Annotated in this window: 16 protein-coding genes; 7 read left to right on the plus strand and 9 right to left on the minus strand. The window is 69.8% G+C overall.

Annotated features, from left to right (window positions below; translation table 11 throughout):
* Positions 1–14: 14 nt before the first annotated feature.
* The 4 genes from hrcA to lepA form a co-directional block, all read right to left on the minus strand.
* The gene (gene hrcA, locus ACFU8V_RS12045; RefSeq protein WP_378871382.1) at positions 15–1046 is read right to left on the minus strand and encodes a heat-inducible transcriptional repressor HrcA; all 1032 of its coding nucleotides are present in this window, start codon (positions 1044–1046) and stop codon (positions 15–17) included.
* A 108-nt stretch (positions 1047–1154) separates the two neighbouring features.
* Positions 1155–2372 (minus strand): radical SAM family heme chaperone HemW, encoded by a 1218-nt coding sequence (hemW, locus tag ACFU8V_RS12050; RefSeq protein WP_378871385.1) that lies wholly within the window; start codon positions 2370–2372, stop codon positions 1155–1157.
* The gene (locus tag ACFU8V_RS12055) at positions 2372–3025 is read right to left on the minus strand and encodes a DUF1990 family protein (protein WP_025103695.1); all 654 of its coding nucleotides are present in this window, start codon (positions 3023–3025) and stop codon (positions 2372–2374) included. Before ACFU8V_RS12055 ends, hemW begins: the two co-directional genes overlap by 1 nt.
* 203 nt (positions 3026–3228) lie before the next feature.
* Positions 3229–5097, minus strand: coding sequence for a translation elongation factor 4 (lepA, locus tag ACFU8V_RS12060; protein ID WP_025103696.1), 1869 nt, complete (start codon positions 5095–5097; stop codon positions 3229–3231).
* A 242-nt stretch (positions 5098–5339) separates the two neighbouring features.
* Here lepA and ACFU8V_RS12065 point away from each other — a divergent pair, with 242 nt between their 5' ends.
* The 5 genes from ACFU8V_RS12065 (at position 5340) to ACFU8V_RS12085 (ending at position 11841) form a co-directional block, all read left to right on the plus strand.
* Positions 5340–6323 carry an ABC transporter permease gene (locus tag ACFU8V_RS12065; RefSeq protein ID WP_025103697.1) on the plus strand — a complete coding sequence of 328 codons (984 nt, stop codon included), beginning with the start codon at positions 5340–5342 and terminating at the stop codon, positions 6321–6323.
* A 1-nt stretch (position 6324) separates the two neighbouring features.
* Positions 6325–7263, plus strand: coding sequence for an ABC transporter permease (locus tag ACFU8V_RS12070; RefSeq protein WP_025103698.1), 939 nt, complete (start codon positions 6325–6327; stop codon positions 7261–7263).
* Positions 7260–9188, plus strand: a complete 1929-nt coding sequence (locus ACFU8V_RS12075; RefSeq protein WP_378871391.1) for a dipeptide ABC transporter ATP-binding protein — start codon at positions 7260–7262, stop codon at positions 9186–9188. The genes ACFU8V_RS12070 and ACFU8V_RS12075 overlap by 4 nt, the downstream gene beginning before the upstream one ends.
* A gap of 132 nt (positions 9189–9320) precedes the next feature.
* A complete protein-coding gene (locus ACFU8V_RS12080) occupies positions 9321–11036 on the plus strand; it encodes an ABC transporter family substrate-binding protein (RefSeq protein WP_062766639.1) in 1716 nt (571 codons plus the stop codon).
* 73 nt (positions 11037–11109) lie between these two features.
* Positions 11110–11841, plus strand: a complete 732-nt coding sequence (locus ACFU8V_RS12085) for an alpha/beta fold hydrolase (RefSeq protein ID WP_126892957.1) — start codon at positions 11110–11112, stop codon at positions 11839–11841.
* Here ACFU8V_RS12085 and ACFU8V_RS12090 read toward each other — a convergent pair.
* Complete coding sequence (locus ACFU8V_RS12090; protein WP_378871396.1) at positions 11833–13071, minus strand: MFS transporter; 1239 nt, start codon at positions 13069–13071, stop codon at positions 11833–11835. The genes ACFU8V_RS12085 and ACFU8V_RS12090 overlap by 9 nt on opposite strands.
* A complete protein-coding gene (locus ACFU8V_RS12095) occupies positions 13068–14441 on the minus strand; it encodes a glycoside hydrolase family 1 protein (protein ID WP_025103703.1) in 1374 nt (457 codons plus the stop codon). Before ACFU8V_RS12095 ends, ACFU8V_RS12090 begins: the two co-directional genes overlap by 4 nt.
* 220 nt (positions 14442–14661) lie before the next feature.
* On the opposite strand from ACFU8V_RS12095, the gene rpsT reads away from it, so the two are divergent.
* A complete protein-coding gene (rpsT, locus tag ACFU8V_RS12100; protein ID WP_025103704.1) occupies positions 14662–14922 on the plus strand; it encodes a 30S ribosomal protein S20 in 261 nt (86 codons plus the stop codon).
* A 67-nt stretch (positions 14923–14989) separates the two neighbouring features.
* Here the strand turns inward: rpsT and holA are convergent, their stop codons facing one another.
* Positions 14990–16027 (minus strand): DNA polymerase III subunit delta, encoded by a 1038-nt coding sequence (gene holA / locus ACFU8V_RS12105; RefSeq protein WP_025103705.1) that lies wholly within the window; start codon positions 16025–16027, stop codon positions 14990–14992.
* 34 nt (positions 16028–16061) lie between these two features.
* The gene (locus ACFU8V_RS12110) at positions 16062–18425 is read right to left on the minus strand and encodes a ComEC/Rec2 family competence protein (RefSeq protein WP_378871401.1); all 2364 of its coding nucleotides are present in this window, start codon (positions 18423–18425) and stop codon (positions 16062–16064) included.
* Between the two features lie 261 nt (positions 18426–18686).
* Here ACFU8V_RS12110 and ACFU8V_RS12115 point away from each other — a divergent pair, with 261 nt between their 5' ends.
* Entirely contained in the window at positions 18687–19436 is a 750-nt protein-coding gene (locus tag ACFU8V_RS12115) for a DUF2510 domain-containing protein (RefSeq protein ID WP_378871404.1), read from the plus strand.
* A gap of 7 nt (positions 19437–19443) precedes the next feature.
* Here the strand turns inward: ACFU8V_RS12115 and ACFU8V_RS12120 are convergent, their stop codons facing one another.
* Complete coding sequence (locus ACFU8V_RS12120) at positions 19444–20043, minus strand: helix-hairpin-helix domain-containing protein (protein ID WP_378871407.1); 600 nt, start codon at positions 20041–20043, stop codon at positions 19444–19446.
* Positions 20044–20056 lie beyond the last annotated feature (13 nt).

Genomic DNA, 20056 nt, shown 5'->3' on the forward strand with positions numbered 1-20056 from the left:
TCCGTGGGGCCGCGTCAGCGGCCGGCCTCGTCGTCGTCGAGCATGCGCGACAGGTAGCGGGCGACCGCCCGCGCTGCCGCGAGGTTGCTCGGATAGTCCATCCGGGTCGGTCCCATGACGCCGACCCGTGCGGTCCCCGAAGGCGCCGCGTAGTTGCTGGCGACGATCGACGCCTCGCCGAGCCCGAAGGAGGCGTTCTCGGTGCCGATGCTCGCCGCGAGGCCGTGCTCGTCCGGCACCATCTCGCTCATCAGCCGCAGCAGCGTGACCTGCTCCTCGATGGCCTCGAGGAGGGGGTGGATGCTGCCGCGGAAGTCCTGTTCGCGCCGCGCCAGGGTCGCCGCTCCGGCCATCACGAGCCGCTCCTGCCGGAAGCCGCCGAGTTCGTCGATCACGACGCCGGCGAGGGTGCGGAGCACGCGATCCTGCGGCGTCTCCTCCGTGGCGAGCAGCGCCTGAAGCCGGTCGGAGGCCGCCGCGATCGCCTGCCCCGTGATGAGGGCGGACAGCCGCGCGCGCAGCACGGCGAGGTCGGCCTCGTCGATCGCGTCCGGCAGAGCGGTGATCCGCTGCGACACCCCACCGGCGTCCGTCACCAGGACCGTGAGGAGCCGGTTCGGGGCCAGCGTCACGAGCTCCACGTGGGCCACGTGCGCCCGCGCGAACGACGGATACTGCGCCAACGCGACCTGGCCGGTGAGCTGCGTGAGGACGCGGACGGTCCGGACCATCAGGTCGTCGAGGTCGGCCGGGTCGGCGAGGAACGACTCGATGGCGGAACGCTGAGCGGTGGAGAGAGGACGGAGCTGGGCGAGGTGATTGACGAACACCCGGTAGCCCTTGTCCGTGGGGACGCGCCCGGACGACGTGTGCGGAGCCGTGATCAGCTCCTCGTCCTCCAGCTGCGCCATGTCGTTGCGGATGGTCGCGGCCGAGACCCCGAACGAGTGCCGGTCGACGATGGAACGGCTGCCCACGGGCTCGTGCGTCTCGACGTAGTCCTGCACGATCGCGCGGAGGACCTGCAGCCCTCGCTCTGTGACCATGGCTTCCCCTTCCCGCCGACCGGATGCTGGCACTCTGCTGCCCTGAGTGCCAATCCTACCTCCTGCGACCGGGAGATCTCCGAAGGCGGGCAGCGCCGGTGGAGCCGCTCAATCCGTCAGTTCGCGCACGACGGCGTCGGCGAGGAGGCGGCCGCGGAGCGTGAGCTGCATGCGCCCGCGGATCGCCGCCGGCGCATCGATGAGCCCGTCGGCGATGAGGCCGGCGATGCGGTCCCTGTTCCGCTCCGGGACGTCGGTCACCGCGATCCCCTCACGGATGCGGCTGAGGAGGAGGATGCGCTCCAGGGTCCGCGCCTCCGGGTCCGGACGTTCGCGCCCGGCCGCCGGCGAGGACGAGGCGGCCAGTCGCTGCGCGTAGGCCGCCGGGTGCTTGACGTTCCACCACCGGAGTCCGGCGACGTGGCTGTGGGCGCCGGGGCCGAAACCCCACCAGTCGCTCCCCCGCCAGTACGCGAGGTTGTGCCGCGACCGCTGCCCTTCGCTGCGGGCCCAGTTGCTGACCTCGTACCACTCGAACCCGGCGGCGGCGAGGCGCTCGTCCGCCAGCTCGTACATGTCCGCCTGCAGGTCGTCGTCCGGGGTCGGCACCTCACCGCGACGGATCTGTCGCGCGAGCTTCGTGCCGTCCTCGATGATGAGGGCATACGCGGAGACGTGGTCGGACTCCAGGGCGAGGGCGGCGTCGAGCGAGGCCTCCCAGTCGGCGAGGCTCTCCCCCGGTGCGCCGTAGATGAGGTCGACGCTGACTGCGAGTCCTGCCTCCTTCGCCGCGGCGACGGCGGTGCGGACGTTCTCGGGCCGGTGCGTCCGGTCGAGCGCGGCGAGGACGTGCGGGACGGCGGACTGCATGCCGATGGACAGCCTCGTGACCCCCGCTTCGGCGAGGATGCGCGCGACCTCCGGGGTCACGGTGTCGGGGTTGGCCTCGACCGTGACCTCCGCGCCCGGTGCGAGTCCGAACGCCGCGGTGGCCGCTCCCAGCATGCGGGCGAGGTCTCCCGCGGGAAGCAGCGTGGGCGTGCCGCCGCCGAAGAACACCGTGTCCATCGGGCGCAGCGCCCCGGCCTCGTCCAGCACCGTACGCGCGAGGGCGATCTCCCCGATGAGGGTGGACGCGTAGTCCTCCTGCTTCGCCCCGCGGAGCTCACCGGACGTGTACGTGTTGAAGTCGCAGTAGCCGCAGCGCACGCGGCAGAACGGGATGTGCAGGTAGGCGGAGAACGGCGTCTCGGCGGAGATCGGGAGATCGGCGGGGAGTCGCCCGTCCGCGGGCGCCGGCTCCCCGAGCGGAAGTAGTCCCGCCATCACACCGGAGTCGCGTAGAGCGGGGAGATCGCGCGGAGGTAGCGCGCGAACAGCTCGCGACGGCGGCGCTTCATCAGGGCGGGGACGAGCCGATAGAGCAGCGTGTTCGGGGCGTCGAAAGCCCGGACCGTGAACCAGACCTCGTCGTTGTCCTCGCGCCAGTCCACGTCGAACGACTCCTCGCCGCTCACAACGGAGCCCCCGACCGTGCCCAGCACGAAACCGATTCGCCGGGTCTCCTCGGTGACCGAGATCACACGCAGCTCGGAGTCGGCGCGCATGCCGCCGACGCGACCGCGGAGGTGGAGTGTCATGCCCGCGCCCACGAAGGGCATCCCCTCGGCGTCGTAGCGCGGCTCCACATCCCGCTTGCTCGGCGCGATCGGATTGCCCTCGGCGTCGAAGCTCACGCCCGCATAGGCGGGGCCGGGAGCAGGGCGGACGTCTTCCACGGACAGCCCGGCCGCACGCTGCGCCGTCCACGACAGCAGGGCTTCGCCGGCCGTCTGGAAACGCTCCTCGCCACTGCCGATCCGCCAGGATTCCTCCGCCGGGATGCTGCGCTCCGGCGGGTACTGCATCAGATCGGGGGCGTGGGTCGCACCCACGGCCGCATAGTCCACCGTGTCGTCTCGGAAAGTCCCGCGCCGCATGAGATCCAGCCTACTTCGGGTTCCCTGAGCGAACACCCCCCGCGCCGCACGCCGTCACATCCCCGGGAGGGCTGGGCCCCTGATGCTGGGTCCCTGAGCCTGTCGAAGGGTGGGTCCCTGAGCCTGTCGAAGGGTGAGTCCCTGAGCCTGTCGAAGGGTGGGTCCCTGAGAACCGCGCGCTTCGACAAGTTCAGCGGGGTGGGCTACTTCTTGTCCTTGGTCTCGACGTCGCCGGAGAGCGCGGCGATGAACGCCTCCTGCGGAACCTCGACGCGGCCCACCATCTTCATGCGCTTCTTGCCCTCCTTCTGCTTCTCGAGGAGCTTGCGCTTGCGGGTGATGTCACCGCCGTAGCACTTGGCGAGCACGTCCTTGCGGATCGCGCGGATCGTCTCCCGGGCGATGATGCGCGCACCGATCGCGGCCTGGATCGGCACCTCGAACTGCTGGCGAGGGATGAGCTTGCGCAGCCGCTCCGCCATCATCGTGCCGTAGGCGTAGGCCTTGTCCCGGTGCACGATCGAGCTGAACGCGTCGACCTTCTCGCCCTGCAGGAGGATGTCGACCTTGACCAGGTCGGCCTCCTGCTGCCCCGACGGCTCGTAGTCCAGGGAGGCGTAGCCCTGCGTCTTGGACTTGAGCTGGTCGAAGAAGTCGAACACGATCTCACCGAGGGGCATGTTGTAGCGCAGCTCGACGCGCTCCTCGGAGAAGTACTCCATGCCCAGCAGCGTGCCGCGCCGTGACTGGCACAGCTCCATGACGGTGCCGACGTAGTCCTTGGGAAGCAGGATCGCCGCCTTCACCATCGGCTCGGACACCGAGCCGATACGGCCGTCGGGGTACTCGCTCGGGTTCGTCACGGTCACCGTCTCGCCGGTGTCGCTCGTCACGACCTCGTAGATCACGCTCGGGGCGGTGGTGATGAGGTCGAGGCCGAACTCGCGCGAGAGGCGCTCGGTCACGATCTCCAGGTGCAGCAGGCCGAGGAAGCCGCAGCGGAACCCGAAGCCGAGCGCCACGGAGGTCTCCGGCTCGTACTGCAGCGAGGCGTCGGAGAGCTTGAGCTTGTCCAGCGCCTCGCGCAGTTCCGCGTAGTCGCTGCCGTCGATCGGGTAGATGCCCGAGAACACCATCGGCTTCGGGTCCGTGTAGCCGGGAAGCGCCTCCGCCGCGGGCTTGCGCGCGTTCGTGATCGTGTCACCGACCTTCGACTGCCGCACGTCTTTCACGCCGGTGATGAGGTAGCCCACCTCGCCGACGCCGAGCCCCTTGGTCGGAGTGGGCTCCGGGCTCGACACGCCGACCTCGAGGGCCTCGTGGTTCGCGCCGGTGGACATCATCTGGATGCGCTCGCGGGGCGAGAGGCTGCCGTCGACCATCCGCACGTAGGTGACGACGCCGCGGTAGGCGTCGTACACGGAATCGAAGATCATGGCCCGCGCGGGTGCGTCCGCATCCCCCACCGGAGCCGGGATCTCCTCGACGATCCGGTCGAGCAGATCCTCGACCCCCATGCCGGTCTTCCCGGACACGCGCAGCACGTCCTCCGGCTTGCCGCCGATGAGCGAGGCGAGCTCCTTCGCGTACTTCTCGGGGTCTGCGGCGGGGAGATCGATCTTGTTGAGGACCGGGATGATGTGGAGGTCGTTCTCCAGCGCGAGGTAGAGGTTGGCCAGCGTCTGGGCCTCGATGCCCTGCGCGGCGTCGACGAGGAGGATGGCGCCCTCGCACGCCGCCAGCGACCGGGACACCTCATACGTGAAGTCGACGTGACCGGGGGTGTCGATCATGTTGAGCGCGAAGACCTCGTCCGGGCCCTGTGCCTGCCCCAGAGCCCACGGCATCCGCACCGCCTGGCTCTTGATCGTGATGCCGCGCTCCCGCTCGATGTCCATCCGGTCGAGATACTGGGCGCGCATGTCCCGCTCCGCGACCACGCCGGTGATCTGGAGCATGCGGTCGGCCAGGGTCGACTTGCCGTGGTCGATGTGGGCGATGATGCAGAAGTTACGGATCTGCGCAGCCGGCGTCGCGGCAGGCTGAAGCGGGGTGAGAGCGCGTGGGGACATGTCCCGTCGATTCTACGGTGAGGGTCCTCATAATCCCCATTCGTGCGTATCGGTGATAGTCTCCCGAAGTTGCCCGGGATCAATCCGTGACACCGGATCCCGTAAGCGATACGACTCCGTCACAGACTCCGTGAGGGCTGTCGCGTCGCGCGGAACGGCGGATGAAACCCGATCATCCGCCCGGCTCAGCGTTGCGTCGGCAGACCCCGAGCGCGTCTGGAGAAGAGAAAGACAAATCCCCCTTGATCAAGTACCTCGCGCGCCGTGCCCTCGGCTGGCTGCTCATGATCGTGGTCGCGACGAACCTCACCTACTTCCTCGCGTGGGGCTTCCTCGATCCGCGCAGCAACTACGTGGGTCGTCGCCCTCCGCTCACCGAAGAGCAGATCGTGAACACCCTCGCTCCCCGCAACCTGAGCGACACCGTCCCGCTAATCGAGCGGTGGTGGACGTGGCTCACCGGCATCCTGCTCCGCTGGGACTGGGGCGTGAGCCCGACGGGCGGATCCGTCAACGAGCAGGTCGCCTACCGCATGTGGGTCAGCGCGGAGCTCGTCCTCGGCGCGACGATCCTCACGACGGTCCTCGGCATCGCGCTCGGCGTGTACACCGCGTCTCGGCAGTACAAGCTCGCCGACCGCATCGGCCAGGCGACGAGCATCATCACCCTGAACATCCCGATCGTCGTCGCGGCGTTCGCGATCGTCCTGCTCGCGATCGGCCTGAACAACGCCACCGGCACCCGCATCTTCTACGTGACCGGTAACGCCAGCCAAGGGGTCGAGGGCTTCTTCCCCACCCTCATAGACGTGCTGCAACACCTGACGCTGCCGACGATCGCGCTGGTGCTCACCGGGTACGCGAGCATCCACTTCCTGCAGCGGTCGCTCCTGCTGGACAACATCAACGCCGATTACGTCCGCACGGCCCGCGCGAAGGGCCTGACCAAGCAGCAGGCCATCCGCAAGCACGCGCTCCGGACATCGCTCATCCCCGTCGCCACGCAGGTCGCCTTCACGATCCCCGCGATCTTCACCGGAGCGGTCCTGACCGAGACGATCTTCGCGTGGAACGGCATGGGCCGGTACTTCATCGAGACCATCACCAAGAACGACATCCACGGAACCGTCGCGATCGCCGCCTTCGGTGCGGTCCTCACGGCGATCGGCGCCATCCTCGCCGACATCGCCGTCGTCGTCCTCGACCCGCGCGTGAGAGTGAGCTGACATGAGCACCGACATGCTCGACCCGACCATCCACCCGGAGCCGGAGACCGCCGGCCCCGAGACCACCCGCGTCGCCACCAAGCGGCTGTCGAAGTGGACGCTGTACTGGCGACGCTTCTCCCGGAACCGCGGAGCCCTCATCGGCCTCGTGATCTTCGTCGTCCTCGTGCTGTTCGCCATCGTCGGGCCCTTCATCGCCCGGTACGACCACATCGAGCTCGACTTCCTGAACCTCAGCACTCCCCCGTCCGCGGAGCACTGGTTCGGCACGAACAACGCCGGAAACGACCTCTTCGCCCAGGTCGCCGTCGGCTTGCAGCGGTCGCTCATGATCGCCATCACCGTCTCCGTCGGCGTCACGATCGTGTCCGCGCTCGTCGGCACGGCCGCGGCCTACTTCGGCGGCTGGACGGAGCGCATCTCGCTCCTGGTCATCCACTTCATGATGGTGATCCCGAGCTTCCTCATCCTCGCGATGATCTCGAACAAGGCCGGCGGCGACTGGCGCGTCATCGCCCTCATCATGATCTTCGTGATCGGGTGGTACTTCCCCGCCCGCGTCATCTGGACGATGGCCCTGTCGCTCCGCGAGCGCGAGTACGTCAGCGCCTCCCGGTACATGGGCGTCGGCGGCATGCGCATCGTGCTCCGCCACCTCCTGCCCAACATCGGCTCGCTCCTCGTCATCAACTTCACCCTCGGCGTCGTCAACGCCGTGGTGACGGAGACGGGCCTGTCCTTCCTCGGCTTCGGCGTCAAGATCCCCGACGTGTCGCTCGGTGCCCTCATCGGCGCCGGCTCGAGCTCGCTGACCACCGCGCCCTGGCTGTTCTACTTCCCGGCGGCGGCGCTGACCCTGCTCACCGTGTCGATGGCGCTCATCGCCGACGGCCTGCGCGACGCCCTCGATCCCACCTCGGCTGCTGGAGGCCGCGCATGACCAACGTCCTCTCCGTCCGCGACCTCAAGGTCAGCTTCGCCTCCGAGGCCGGCCGCGTCGACGCCGTCCGCGGCGTCTCCTTCGACCTGGAAGCCGGCAAGACCCTCGGCATCGTCGGCGAATCCGGCTCCGGCAAGTCCGTGACCTCGCTCGCGATCATGGGTCTCCTCGACGAGAACGCCAAGGTCACCGGCTCGATCACGTACGACGGGCAGGAGCTCGTCGGCATGAGCGACAAGCAGCTGTCGGTCATCCGCGGCAACGGCATGTCGATGGTCTTCCAGGACCCGCTGACCTCGCTCACGCCGGTCTACACGGTCGGCGATCAGCTCATCGAGGCCCTCACGGTCCACCGCGGCCTGTCCAAGAAGGACGCCTGGGACCGCTCCGTCGAGCTGCTCAAGCTCGTCGGCATCACCGAGCCCGAGCGCCGGATGAAGTCCTTCCCGCACGAGTTCTCCGGAGGCATGCGGCAGCGTGTCGTCATCGCCATCGCGATGGCCAACGATCCGAAGCTCATCATCTGCGACGAGCCCACCACGGCCCTCGACGTCACCATCCAGGCGCAGATCCTCGACCTCATCGAGAAGGCGCAGGACGAGACCGGCGCCGCGGTGATCATGATCACGCACGACATGGGCGTGGTCGCCCGCACCGCCGACGACGTGCTCGTGATGTACGCCGGCAAGCCCGTGGAGCACGCGCCCGTGCGCGAGCTGTTCCACAAGACCCGCATGCCGTACTCGATCGGTCTGCTCGGCGCCATCCCCCGCGTGGACAAGGCCGAGAAGGAGCCGCTGACCCCCATCAAGGGCAACCCGCCGCTGCTCATCAACCTGCCGGACGCCTGCCCGTTCGCCGACCGCTGCCCGATCGTCATGGACGCCTGCCGCGCCAAGGAGCCGGAACTGCTCCCCGTGCCGACGGGCTCGGGCGACCTGCACCAGGCCGCCTGCATCCGCGCGCACGAGATCGAGGACGGCGGCCTCCTCGGGGGCCTGCCCGTCTACCCCGTCCGCCCCGTCCCGGAGAGCGACCTCACACGGACGCCCCGCGAGGAGCGGCCGATCACGCTCGAGGTGAAGAACCTCCGCAAGACGTTCCCGTTGGTGAAGGGCGCGTTCCTGAAGCGCAAGGTCGGCGAGGTCCAGGCGATCACGGGCATCAGCTTCGACGTGCGCGAGGGCGAGACGATGGCCATCGTCGGCGAGTCGGGCTCGGGCAAGACGACGACGCTGCTGCAGATCATGGACATGGTCAAGCAGACCGACGGCGACATCGTCATCGCCGGCACCAGCGTCAACGACATCCACAGCCGCAAGGTCGAGCGCGCCCTGCGCCGCGACATCCAGATCGTCTTCCAGGACCCGATGGGAGCCCTCGACCCGCGCATGACGGTGGCCGACATCATCTCGGAGCCGCTCTTCGCGATCGGCACGCCGAAGGAGGAGGCGCACCGGCGGGTGGACGAGCTCATGGACCTCGTCGGGCTCAACCCCGCGCACAGCGACCGCTTCCCGCAGGCGTTCTCCGGCGGTCAGCGGCAGCGCATCGGCATCGCCCGGGCCCTGTCCACGAACCCCAAGATCGTCGTGCTCGACGAGCCGGTCTCCGCGCTCGACGTGTCGATCCAGGCCGGCGTCATCAACCTGCTCGACGAGCTCAAGACCAAGCTCGGGCTGTCGTACCTCTTCGTCGCGCACGACCTCTCGGTGGTGCGTCACATCGCCGACCGGGTGGCCGTGATGTACCTCGGCGAGTTCGTGGAGCACGGCGACGTCGACCAGGTGTTCGACGACCCGCAGCACCCGTACACGAAGGCGCTGCTGTCGGCGATCCCCGTGCCGGATCCCGACATCGAGCGCACCCGCGAGCGGGTGGTCTTCGACGCTGAGACGATGTCGACGAAGCCCGCGACGGTCTGACCCGGATCCCATGCGCGCGTTCCTGGTCACCGTCCGATAACGGTTAGGCGGCATTCACCGCAGCGCCGTGTTCCGGGATACAGCGCGAACTAGTCTTCCCTTTATGAAACGCCGAAAGGCGAAAGGAGCACCATGAAGAACAAGAAGTTGCTGGGGGCGGTCGCGGTCGGCGGCGCCCTCGCACTCGCCCTCGCGGGTTGCGCGAGCGGTTCCGGGAACAACGGCGGCGGAGACAACGGCGGCGAGAAGGTCGAGACCAAGACCGCCGACTACAACCCGCAGGACCGCAGCAACCTCCAGGAAGGTGGCGAGGTCAACTTCCCCATCAACGAGATCCCGGAGCAGCTGAACGGCTTCAACAGCGATGCCAGTGCTGACACCGCTCGCCTGTGGTCGTGGTACATGCCGCAGATCCTCCTGGTCTCGCCGGAGGGCGAGGTCACGAAGAACGACGCCTACCTCGACGCGTACGAGATCGGCGAGGAGGATGGCAACACGACCATCACCTTCACGTTCAAGGACGAGGCGCACTTCAACGACGGCACCGACATGGACTGGACGTCCATCGACGCCACGTGGAAGGCCAACCGCTCCTACGACGAGGGCTTCAACCCGAACGCGACCGACGGCTACAAGCAGATCAAGACCGTCGAGCAGGGTGACACCGCGAAGACCGCCGTCGTGACGTTCGACGGCATCTACGCCTGGCCGTCCATGGCGTTCCTCACGGGTGGCGTCCTGCACCCGGACATCGCCGACCCGGCCGTGTTCAACGAGGCCTTCATCGGCAACATGCACCCCGAGTGGGGCGCCGGCCCGTACACCGTCGACACGTTCGACGCGAACGGCGGCTTCGTCTCGTTCAAGCCGAACCCCGAGTGGTGGGGCAACGCGCCGCTGCTCGACACGGTCACCTTCACGGCCATGGAGCCCGACGCCTCGATCAACGCCTTCAAGAACGGCGAGATCGACATGGTGGGCGCCAACACCAACGACCGCCTGAAGCAGGTCCAGGAAGTGGACGACACCGTCGTCCGCCGCGCACAGCAGACCGCCAAGACGGTCCTGCTCGTCGACGCCGACAAGCCGCAGTTCGAGGACATCGACGTGCGCAAGGCGTTCTTCCTCGGCGTGAACGTCGACCAGCAGAAGCAGATCGCGTGGAACGGCCTCGGCTACGAGGAGCCGGTCGCCGGTTCGCTCAACCTGTACTCGTTCCAGGACGGCTACAAGGACTCGTTCGCCGAAGCCGGTCTGAAGCACGACGTCGAGGGCGCCAAGAAGCTCCTCGACGACGCCGGCTGGACCGAGGGCGAGGACGGCATCCGTGAGAAGGACGGCGAGAAGCTCTCCGTCACCTTCCCGATCTTCGGTGAGGACCCGACCATCGAGGCCCTCGCGAAGTCGCTGCAGGCGCAGCAGAAGGAGATCGGAATCGACCTCAAGATCGATGTCCGTGCCTCCGCCGACTTCTCCAGCGACTTCACCACGAAGAACTGGGACGTCGTCTCGCTCCGCTTCACCGACTCCGACCCGTTCGGCCCGGCCTGGTTCTGCCAGCTCTACTGCTCCGACAGCGGTCTGAACCTGTCGGCGACCGGCACGGAGGAGATCGACCAGCAGATCGCCGACGAGGTCGAGAGCCAGAAGGACGCGGAGTCCTGGACCACCGCGGCGATGGACCTCGAGCCGAAGATCATCGAGCAGACCTGGGGCCTCATCCCGCTGTACAGCGGCCCCTCGATCTACGTGGTCAAGAACGGCCTGGCGAACCTCACGCCGGAGCCCTACGTCGGTCTCGACCTGTTCGGCGTCACGCCGGTCGAGAACGTCGGCTGGGAGAAGTAACATCCTCTGACACCTCGTGTCGAAGCGGGGTCGGTGGTCCATCCACCGGCCCCGCTTTCCTTATGCTGAAGGCGTGACCGTCCAGACCGTCCTCGTGCACGGCATCCGCACGTCGGCCACCATGTGGCGGTCGCAGATCGAGTACCTGGGGGCACGCGGGCTCCCCGTCACCGCCGTCGACCTCCCCGGCCACGGCAGCCGGATGGACGAGGACTTCACCCTCCACGAGGCGCTGCACACGATCGATGCGGCCGTCCGCGCCGCGGCCGAGACGGGCCCCGTGCTGCTGGTCGGCCACTCCATGGGCGGGCTGCTCTCGCTCGCGTACACCGGTGGCGCTGAGCCTCCGCCCGTCGACGGACTCGTCGCCGCCGCATGCACCTCGCTTCCCCGCGGCGCCGGGCTACGCGCGTACCGCCTGTTCGCCCGGGCGGTCGACTCCCTGCCCGACCGTGGCATGTGGCTGACGCAGCGCATGCTCGCCGCGACGATCCCCGAGGAGAATCGCGGAGACTTCGCCGCCGGCGGGTACGCCCTCGACATCCAGGACCAGACGCTGCGCAGCCTCGCCGCCCTGGATGTGGCGGCCGCCGTCCCCCGCATCCAGGTGCCCCTCTGGTTCGTGAACGGCCAGTACGATCAGCTCCGGCTGAACGAACCCCTGTTCCGGCGCCTGGCCCCGGAGGCGGAGCTCATCGTCGTGCCACGGACCACGCACCTGATCACGGCCATGCGCCCGCGGGTGTTCAACGCCGTCCTCTCCCTCGCGATCGCGACGATCGAGCAGCGCACGGCGTCAGGCTGAGAGCACCCGAGGCCGCGCGGCGGCGGTGAGCGCTCCGCCGACGAGCGACAGGACGGCTGCCACGAGGAAGACGAGCCAGAACCCGCCGGCCAGCGCGACGAGCCCCGCCCCGAGCACGGGACCGATGAGCTGTCCGAGGGCGGCGGTGACGTTCACGATGCCGAGGTCGCGCGCGTGATCCTGCTCATCCGGGAGGAGATCGGCTGCGAACGCGAGACCGACCGTCGAGAAGGCGCCGTAGCCGACGCCCATGAGCGCGGCGGCGACCATCGTCATCTCGAAGGTGGGCAGAGCCACGATCACGACGCCCGACGCCGCCTGCACGATCGTGGCCCCCACGGCGAGCCGGCGCCGCTCCCCGGTGCGGTCGGAGATGATCCCGGTGATCACGGAGGCGAGCACCACGAAGACCGTGTAGACGACGATCAGCAGGAGGAGGTTGTCCTGTGCGGTCGTGCTCTCCTGTCCGAGACCGTGGAGGAGGAAGAAGAGGAACAGCGCCGTGCCGAGGGCGTTGCCGATGTTGGTGACGAGCCGGCCCGAGAGCATCCAGGCGAAGTCGCGGTCGCGGAGCGACGCCAGGCGGGGCCGCCCGATGCGCTGGGGACGCAGCGCCTCCGTGCTCGGGGGGTCCGGCAGCAGCAGCGCCGCCGCGACGCCCACCACCGCGATGATGCCGGCGAGGAGCAGATACCCGGCGACGATGCCGAGGCCGAGCAGCACGACCAGCCCCACCCCGAGCACGATCCCGACCGCCTGGCTCGACCCGACCGCGGCGGATGCGGCACCGCGCTGCGTCGTCGGGAGCTGGTCGGCGATGAGCGCGGTGAACGCGGCGGAGGAGACGGCGACGCCGATCGAGACGCCGACCCAGCCGGCGCCGACCGCCCACGGGCCGTCGGCGAATCCGGTGAGGACGAGACAGGCGGCCGTGAGCGCGACCCCTCCCAGAGCCCACGGCCGCCGCCGGTGTGCGCCGGCGCGGGCGCGGTCCGAGAGCGCCCCGGCGAGCGGCCCGGCGACGACGCCGGCGAGGCCACCCACTCCGAGCACGATCCCGGAGGAGACGACGCCGCGGATCCAGTCGTCCTCCGGAGTGTCGAGCTGCAGCGGGAGGAGGAGCTGGACCGGGGTGAGCTGGACGGTCCAGATCGCGAGCCAGGCGAGGGTGAACAGCGACATCCAGCGCAGGCCCGCTCGGTGGGTGCCGAGGCCCGGGGTCGCGCTCATGCGCGTGCCGCCTCGGCGTCTTCGGCTGCGCGCGCACCCGCGATGAGGTCGCGGTACCAGCCGTAGGAGGCCTTCGGGGTGCGCTCCCCCGTCGAGAAGTCCACGTGCACGAGGCCGAACCGCTGCGTGTAGCCGTCCGTCCACTCCCAGTTGTCGAGCAGCGACCAGACCGTGTACTCCTCGACGGGGACGCCGGCGTCGATGGCCTCGCCCACCGCGTCGATGTGCGCGGAGAGGTAGGCGATCCGATCCGTATCCTCCACAGGGCCGGCGACGTCGGGCTCCGGGAAGGATGCCCCGTTCTCCCCGATGATGATCGAAGGCATGCTCGGGTGGCGGCGGTGCAGATCGATCAGGAGGTCGCGCAGCGCGGACGGCATGATCGGCCACTCGGGACCGAACCCGGTGACGGGCACTCCGGGAGTCGGAACGATCTCGAACGGGATGTCGTCCTCGGCGGCGGCGGCGGTGACCGTGGTCGGGTTGTAGAAGTTCACGCCGTAGAAGTCGATCGATCCCGCGATGCGTGCGAGGTCGTCACCGAGGACGGGCAGCGGCGGGAGCCCGAGGACCTCCAGGTCCGGTGTCGTCCCGGAGAGGAGCGGCTCGCTGAACAGCCGGTTGTGCAGGAGGTCGTACACCGCGGCCGCGGCCTGATCCTCCTCGGTGTCCCGCAGCGGCAGGACCCAGGTGTGGTTGTTGACGAGTCCCACGCTCGCCGCGCCACGGGCATGCAGCGCCTCGGCGGCTCGGGAATGGGCGAGCAGCTGGTGATGTGCGGTCGGAAGGGCGCCGTAGAGGAGCTGCCTTCCGGGTGCGAGCGCGCCGACGGCGTAGCCCTGCAGAGTGGTCATCGCGGGCTCGTTCAGCGTGTACCAGGACGACACCCGGTCTCCGAGGCGTGCGGCGACGAGGGCGGCGTACTCGCCGAAGCGCTCGACGGTATCGCGGGCCAGCCAGCCGCCGTCGGCCTCGACAGCGCTCGGCAGCTCCCAGTGATAGAGGGTCGGGAACGGGGTGACGCCGGCCGCCAGCAGACCATCGACGACGCGCGCGTAGTGGTCCAGCGCCGCGACGTTCCCGGGGCCGCGTCCGTCCGGCTGCACGCGCGCCCAGGGGATCGAGAACCGATACCGATCGAGCCCGAGACCGGCCACCAGGGCGAGGTCATCCGCCACGCGGCGATAGCTGTCGCAGGCCGGCTCCGCCGTCGAGCCGTCCCGGATGCGTCCCGGCTTGGCGATCTCGTCGTCCCAGATCGACCGGCCCGCGCCGTCGGCGCGGCGGGAACCCTCGATCTGGACGGACGAGGTGGCGGCGGACCAGCGGAGCCGCGCACGCGCGGCCGGGTCGGTGCTGAGGGGGGTCATCGGGCTCCTGACGTCGTCGTCGTTGTGGATGATTCTGCACCCGGTCCCACCTCCCGCGCGACGGCGTCTCGCCCGAGTGGCGTCGTTTCGCACGATCCCGCCCGGTACTGGTAGACTCGACTCTTGGCTTGCGTGTGGGTTCTTCCCTCACGACCGCCGTGCAGCAGCCCTCTTCTGCTGCCGGCACTCCGAATCACTCCTGTACAGAAAGCGTCCACACGTGGCAAACATCAAGTCGCAGATCAAGCGCAACAAGACCAACGAGAAGGCTCACGAGCGCAACAAGGCCGTGAAGAGCGAGCTGAAGACTCTCGTCCGCCAGACCCGCGAGGCCGTCGCCGCCGGCGACAAGGCCGCCGCCGAGAAGAGCCTGAAGAAGGCCTCGGTCAAGCTCGACAAGGCCGTCAGCAAGGGTGTCCTGCACAAGAACCAGGCGTCGAACCGCAAGTCGGCGATCGCCAAGCAGGTCTCGGCTCTCTGAGCTTCTGACTTCCGAAGGCCCGTCTCCTCGTGAGGCGGGCTTTCTGCTTTCCCGGGAGGCGGGTGCCCTAGCCTCCGAACGGCTCACGGGTGGCGATGACCGTCACCATGCGCTCGAGCGCGAAGATGGGGTCGCGCGCCGCACCCTTGACCTCGGCGTCGGCGCGCGCGGTCGCCTGGATCGCCATCCCCAGGGAGCGCTCGTTCCAGCCCGCCAGGTCGCGACGCGCGCGGTCGACCTGCCAGTCCTTCATTCCGAGGCGCTGGGCGAGCTGTCTGCTGGGCTCACGGTTGCCGGCGACGCGCGCCATCGTGCGCAGCTTCATCGCGAACGCGGCGACCATCGGCACCGGGTCCGCGCCGGAGGACAGGGCATGGCGGAGCGCCACGAGAGCCTCGCCGTAGCGTCCGGCGATGGCGGTGTCGGCGACGACGAATGCCGACACCTCGACCCGGCCGCCGTAGTACTTCGTGACGACCTCTTCGGTGATGTCGCCCTCGACGTCGCCGATGAGCTGCTGACAGGCGGCGGCGAGCTCGGTGAGGTCGTCGGCGAAGGCCGAGACGAGCGCTCGGAGTGCCGGCGGGGCGATGCGCTTCTTCGCCGCCTTGAACTCCCCCGCCGCGAAGTCGACCCGGTCGCCGTCGCGCTTGATGGCGGGGCACGCGATCTCGATCCCGCCGCCCGTCCCCGCGCGCAGCGCATCGAGGAGCTTCTTCCCGCGGACGCTGGCGCCCGTGTGGCGGAGCACGACCGTGGCCCCCTCCTGCGGGTTCTCCAGATACCCGATGGCCTCCTGGAGGAAGGCGTCAGAGCACTTCTCCACGCCGGACACGCGAACCAGGCGCGGTTCTCCGAACAGCGACGGCGAGGTCAGGGAGAGCAACGTGCCGGGAGCGTAGTCGTCGGCACGGACGTCGCTGACCTCGAGCGCCGGATCCTCCGCACGGAGGTAGTCGCGCACCCCGGCGATCGCGCGCTCGGCGCAGACCTCTTCCGGGCCCGAGACGAGCACCAGCGGCGCGGGGTGCGGCTCCCGCCACGACACCTGCGGGATCTTCGTGGCCTTCGCGCCGCCGCGGGAGGGAGGACGGGAAGCTGCCATGGGACCAGCCTACCGGCGGTGTCGGACACCCGACTCAGGGCGGCGCGACATCGGTCCAGACGCGGAGGGCATGGTCCTCGATGCCGAGCAGGGTGCGACCGTCGCGGTCGGTGCGGTAGACGTGCGCGCCGAGAGCCGACAGCAGCTCCAGGGTCTCCCGACGCGGGTGTCCGTAGTCGTTGCCCGCGCCGACCGTGATGAGCGCCACGCTCGGCTGCAGAGCCTCGTACAGAGCGGGCTCCTGATCAGTGCTCCCGTGGTGGGCGACCTTGACCACGTCGTATCGTGTCAGCGGCGTATCGCGGAGCAGCGCGCGTTGCGGGGCCGCGGAGAGGTCGCCCAGCAACAGGGCGCGCGGCACTCCTCCCCCGGCGAACTCGGTGACGACGCTCGCATCGTTGCCCGGCGGGAAGGCGACGCTGTCCTTCCTCGGCCAGAGCACCCGCCACGATGCTCCGCCGAGAGTGCCCCGGTCTCCGGCACCGACCGCGCGGAGGGCCGCGCCCGCCCGCGCCAGGCCATCGAGCACGCGCGCATCGGCATCGTCGGCGGGTGGTCCGTGCAACACGGTGTCCACTCGCCCTTCGAGCACGGCCGCACCACCGACGTGGTCCGCGTCGAAGTGCGTGAGCACGAGCAGGTCGATGCGGTCGATGCTCAGCGAGCGGAGGCAGGCGTCGAGCGCCCCGGGGTCCGGACCGGTGTCGATGAGGGCGATCGCGTCCTGCGAACGCACCAGGATCGCGTCGCCCTGGCCCACGTCGCACGCGGCGATCGCCCACCCGTGCGGCGTCACCAGCGGGGCGAGCGGACCGTCGACCAGCACGCGGGAGGCGCCAATGGACGCCACGGCGATGAGAACGCCGGCCGCCACGCATCGGACGATGGTGAGGACGCCGCCGGACATCGAGGGCCCCGGCCGACGAGACCACACCGTCACGACGTCCGGGCGCGTGACGTCCCGTAGGCGCGGCCTTCCGCGGCAGCACACGATGGCGATCGCGACGCTCACCAGCGCGACCAGGGCAGCGCTGCCGAGCCCCGCGGGGAGGAGCACCTGAGCGCCGGGGAGCCCGGAAGTGACATGCGCGACGGTCGCGATCCACGCAGATGGCAGCCAGGCGCACGCGGTGAGCAGATCCGCGACGGGTGGGAGAGGCGCAGCGAGACAGGCGACGAGCCCGATCACCGTGGCGACCGGCGCGGCCGGCTCGGCGAGGAGGTTCGCGACGACCGAGACGAGCGACTGCTGCCCCGCGAACAGCGCGATGACGGGCGCGCACGCGAGCTGCGCCGCCAGAGGGACGGCGATCGCGAGGGCCAGCGGACCGGGCAGCCAGCGAGCAATTCCGTTCGCCAGCGCCGGGGCGAGCAGGATGAGGGCCCCGGAGGCCACGGCGGACAGCGCGAACCCCGGCGTCGATGCGAGCCAGGGATCGGCGACGAGGAGCGCGCCCACGCACAGGGCCAGGATCCCGGCGCCTGCGCTCGGCCGCCCGACGAGGATCGACAGCATGCCTGCCGCGGCCATCGTGGCGGCCCGGATGACGCTCGGCTCCGGCGTCACGAGCACGACGAAGGCCGCCAGCGCGAGGGCCGCGAGCACGACCCGCAGCGCTCGCGTCCCGCCGCTCAGCGCCGCGATCGCGAACACCGCGGCGACCACGATCGCGCAGTTCGCCCCGGACACGGCGGTGAGGTGGCTGAGGCCGCTCGTACGCATGTCGGCGTCGACTGCGGCAGGCACAGCGGTCGTGTCGCCCACCGCCAGCCCCGGAAGGAGCCCGGCGCCGGGTTCCGGGAGCCGCGTCGCGCGCTCCACGAACGACCGGCGGAGGTCGGCAGCGAATCCGAAGACGCCCGGTGCGGACCGTTCCACCGTTCCCGCGGTGACGAAGACGACGAGGGCCGCCCGCTCCCCCGCATCCGTTTCCGCACTCTCTCCGGTCACCCGCACCTGCGCACCGAGGACGAACCCCTCCCCTTCCTCGATGCCGATGCGCACCGGACCGGCCGCCGGCGCCACGGCCCCGGGCGCACCGATGCCGCTCAGCTGCACGTCCATCCACAGACGCCCATCGCGTCCCACGGACGCCGACGACGCGACTTCACCGACCGCTTCGACGGCTCTGCCTCCCCACGCGTGCACGGCGTCACGGCCCGCGGACTGTGCGAACACGGTGAACGCCACGGCCGCCGCCGTCGCGAGAACCACGATGACCAGTCCCCCGATCGTCGCGACTGCGCGGCGCCGGATCGCCAGAGCGGCGCCGATGATCCCCGCGGCCGCCAGGCATCCACCCGCCACCCACGCCGCCGCTCCCGGCACGAACACGCAGACCAGGGCCACACCCCAGGCACCGACCGCCACCGGCAGTAGGCGCAGATCGCCCGTCACGCCGATCCCTTCTCGGGCCCCAGGGACGAACGCTGCCTCTCATGCATCGGATCACCCTAGAGTCGCGCCGGCGCCCACTCCGCCCGCCGCGACCGCCGCCGCACGAGCGGAGGACAACGACCCCGGAGGTCAGGGTGTGGAGGAGCACTTCTCCGATGAGGAGACCGCCGGCGTCGGACGCGGTGACGACCTCGTCGGAAGCGATTGAGTAGCCTGGGTACTGGCGCGCGGCGGACGCTGCCGCGACGAGGAGGAGAGCGTATGAGTGTCCCGGCTGGGTGGTACGACGATGGTTCCGGGCGCCAGCGGTGGTGGGACGGAGCACGGTGGACCGACGCCTACGCTCCCCCTTCGGCTCCGACGAATCCCTCGCTGCCTCATCCCGAGGCGCCGACATACGGGTCGGCCGCCCCGGCGCAACAGGTCCCTGACGCTGCTTCTCGGCCGACGCCGGTCCTCGGGTTCATCGGGCTGGGCCTGGCCGTCCTCGGCGCCGTTCTCGCCTTCATCCCCGTGTTGTTCGTGGTCGGCGCGGTGATCCTGTTCGCCGGGTTCGTCGTGTCGCTGATCGGGTTGTTCACGAAGAACCCCGCGAAGTGGCCGTCGATCGTCGGCATGGTCGTTTCGGTCGTCGGCGCCGTGATCGGGGTCATCGTGCTCATCGTGTCGCTCGTGCTGGCCTCGTCGGCGCTGAACGACTCGTTGCCCGCCGAAAGCGCGCCCCCGGCCAGCGCCCAGCCATCGGACCCGCCGAGCAGCGCCAGTGAGAGCCGTCCGACACCTGAGGAGATCGGCGCGTCCGCGGAGGAGATCAACCGGTCGAACGGCCTGACCACCTATGACGATATGCCGGACTTCTATCCCTGCGTCGGGCAGTACGTCTACGACTCCGCGTTGTCCGATGAGAGCGTCCAGCTCCTGGTCGACGGACGCGATCCGCTCGAGTCCGAGCGGGAGCTGGCGACCCAGGTGATCACGGATGCCACGCTGACCTGCGATCCCCAGGGGTAGGCGACTCTCACACGCGCACCCCGTCTCGCAGCCCCTCCAAGACCTTCTCCCCGATCCCCGGCACCGCCAGGAGATCGTCGACCGTGCGGAACCGACCGTTGTCCTCGCGCCACGCGACGATGCGCTCGGCCAGCGCCGGTCCGATTCCCGGGAGCTCTTCCAGAGCCGCCTGATCCGCGGTGTTCAGATCGACGGTCCCGTCTCCGGATGGCGGCGCCGACGGGTCGGCGACAGCACCCACGACCGGAACCAGGATCTGCTCACCGTCCTCGACCCGGCGGGCGAGATTGACCCCCGCGAGTTCGGCGGCGTCCGTCGACCCGCCGGCGGCCGCGAGAGCGTCGACGACCCGGGAGTCGGCGCGCAGGACGTACAGGCCCGGGCGCTCGACCGCCCCGAGCACATGCACGTAGATCTCCGCGGGCGCGGGCTCGACCGACGCCGAGCTCTCCGCGAGCGGAACCGCCTCGACGGACGACGGTTGACCCCGCACCAGCCCGAGGCCGACGGCCGTGGAGAGCGCGACGATCGCCAGCACGACCGCCGCGCCGAGTCCGAGGCGGAGCCTCCGACGGGGCGGAGGAGGTGGAGGCGGGGACGAGGTCATCCGGTCACCCTAA

This window comes from Microbacterium sp. NPDC057658, assembly GCF_042799975.1.
Taxonomy (GTDB): Bacteria; Actinomycetota; Actinomycetes; order Actinomycetales; family Microbacteriaceae; genus Microbacterium.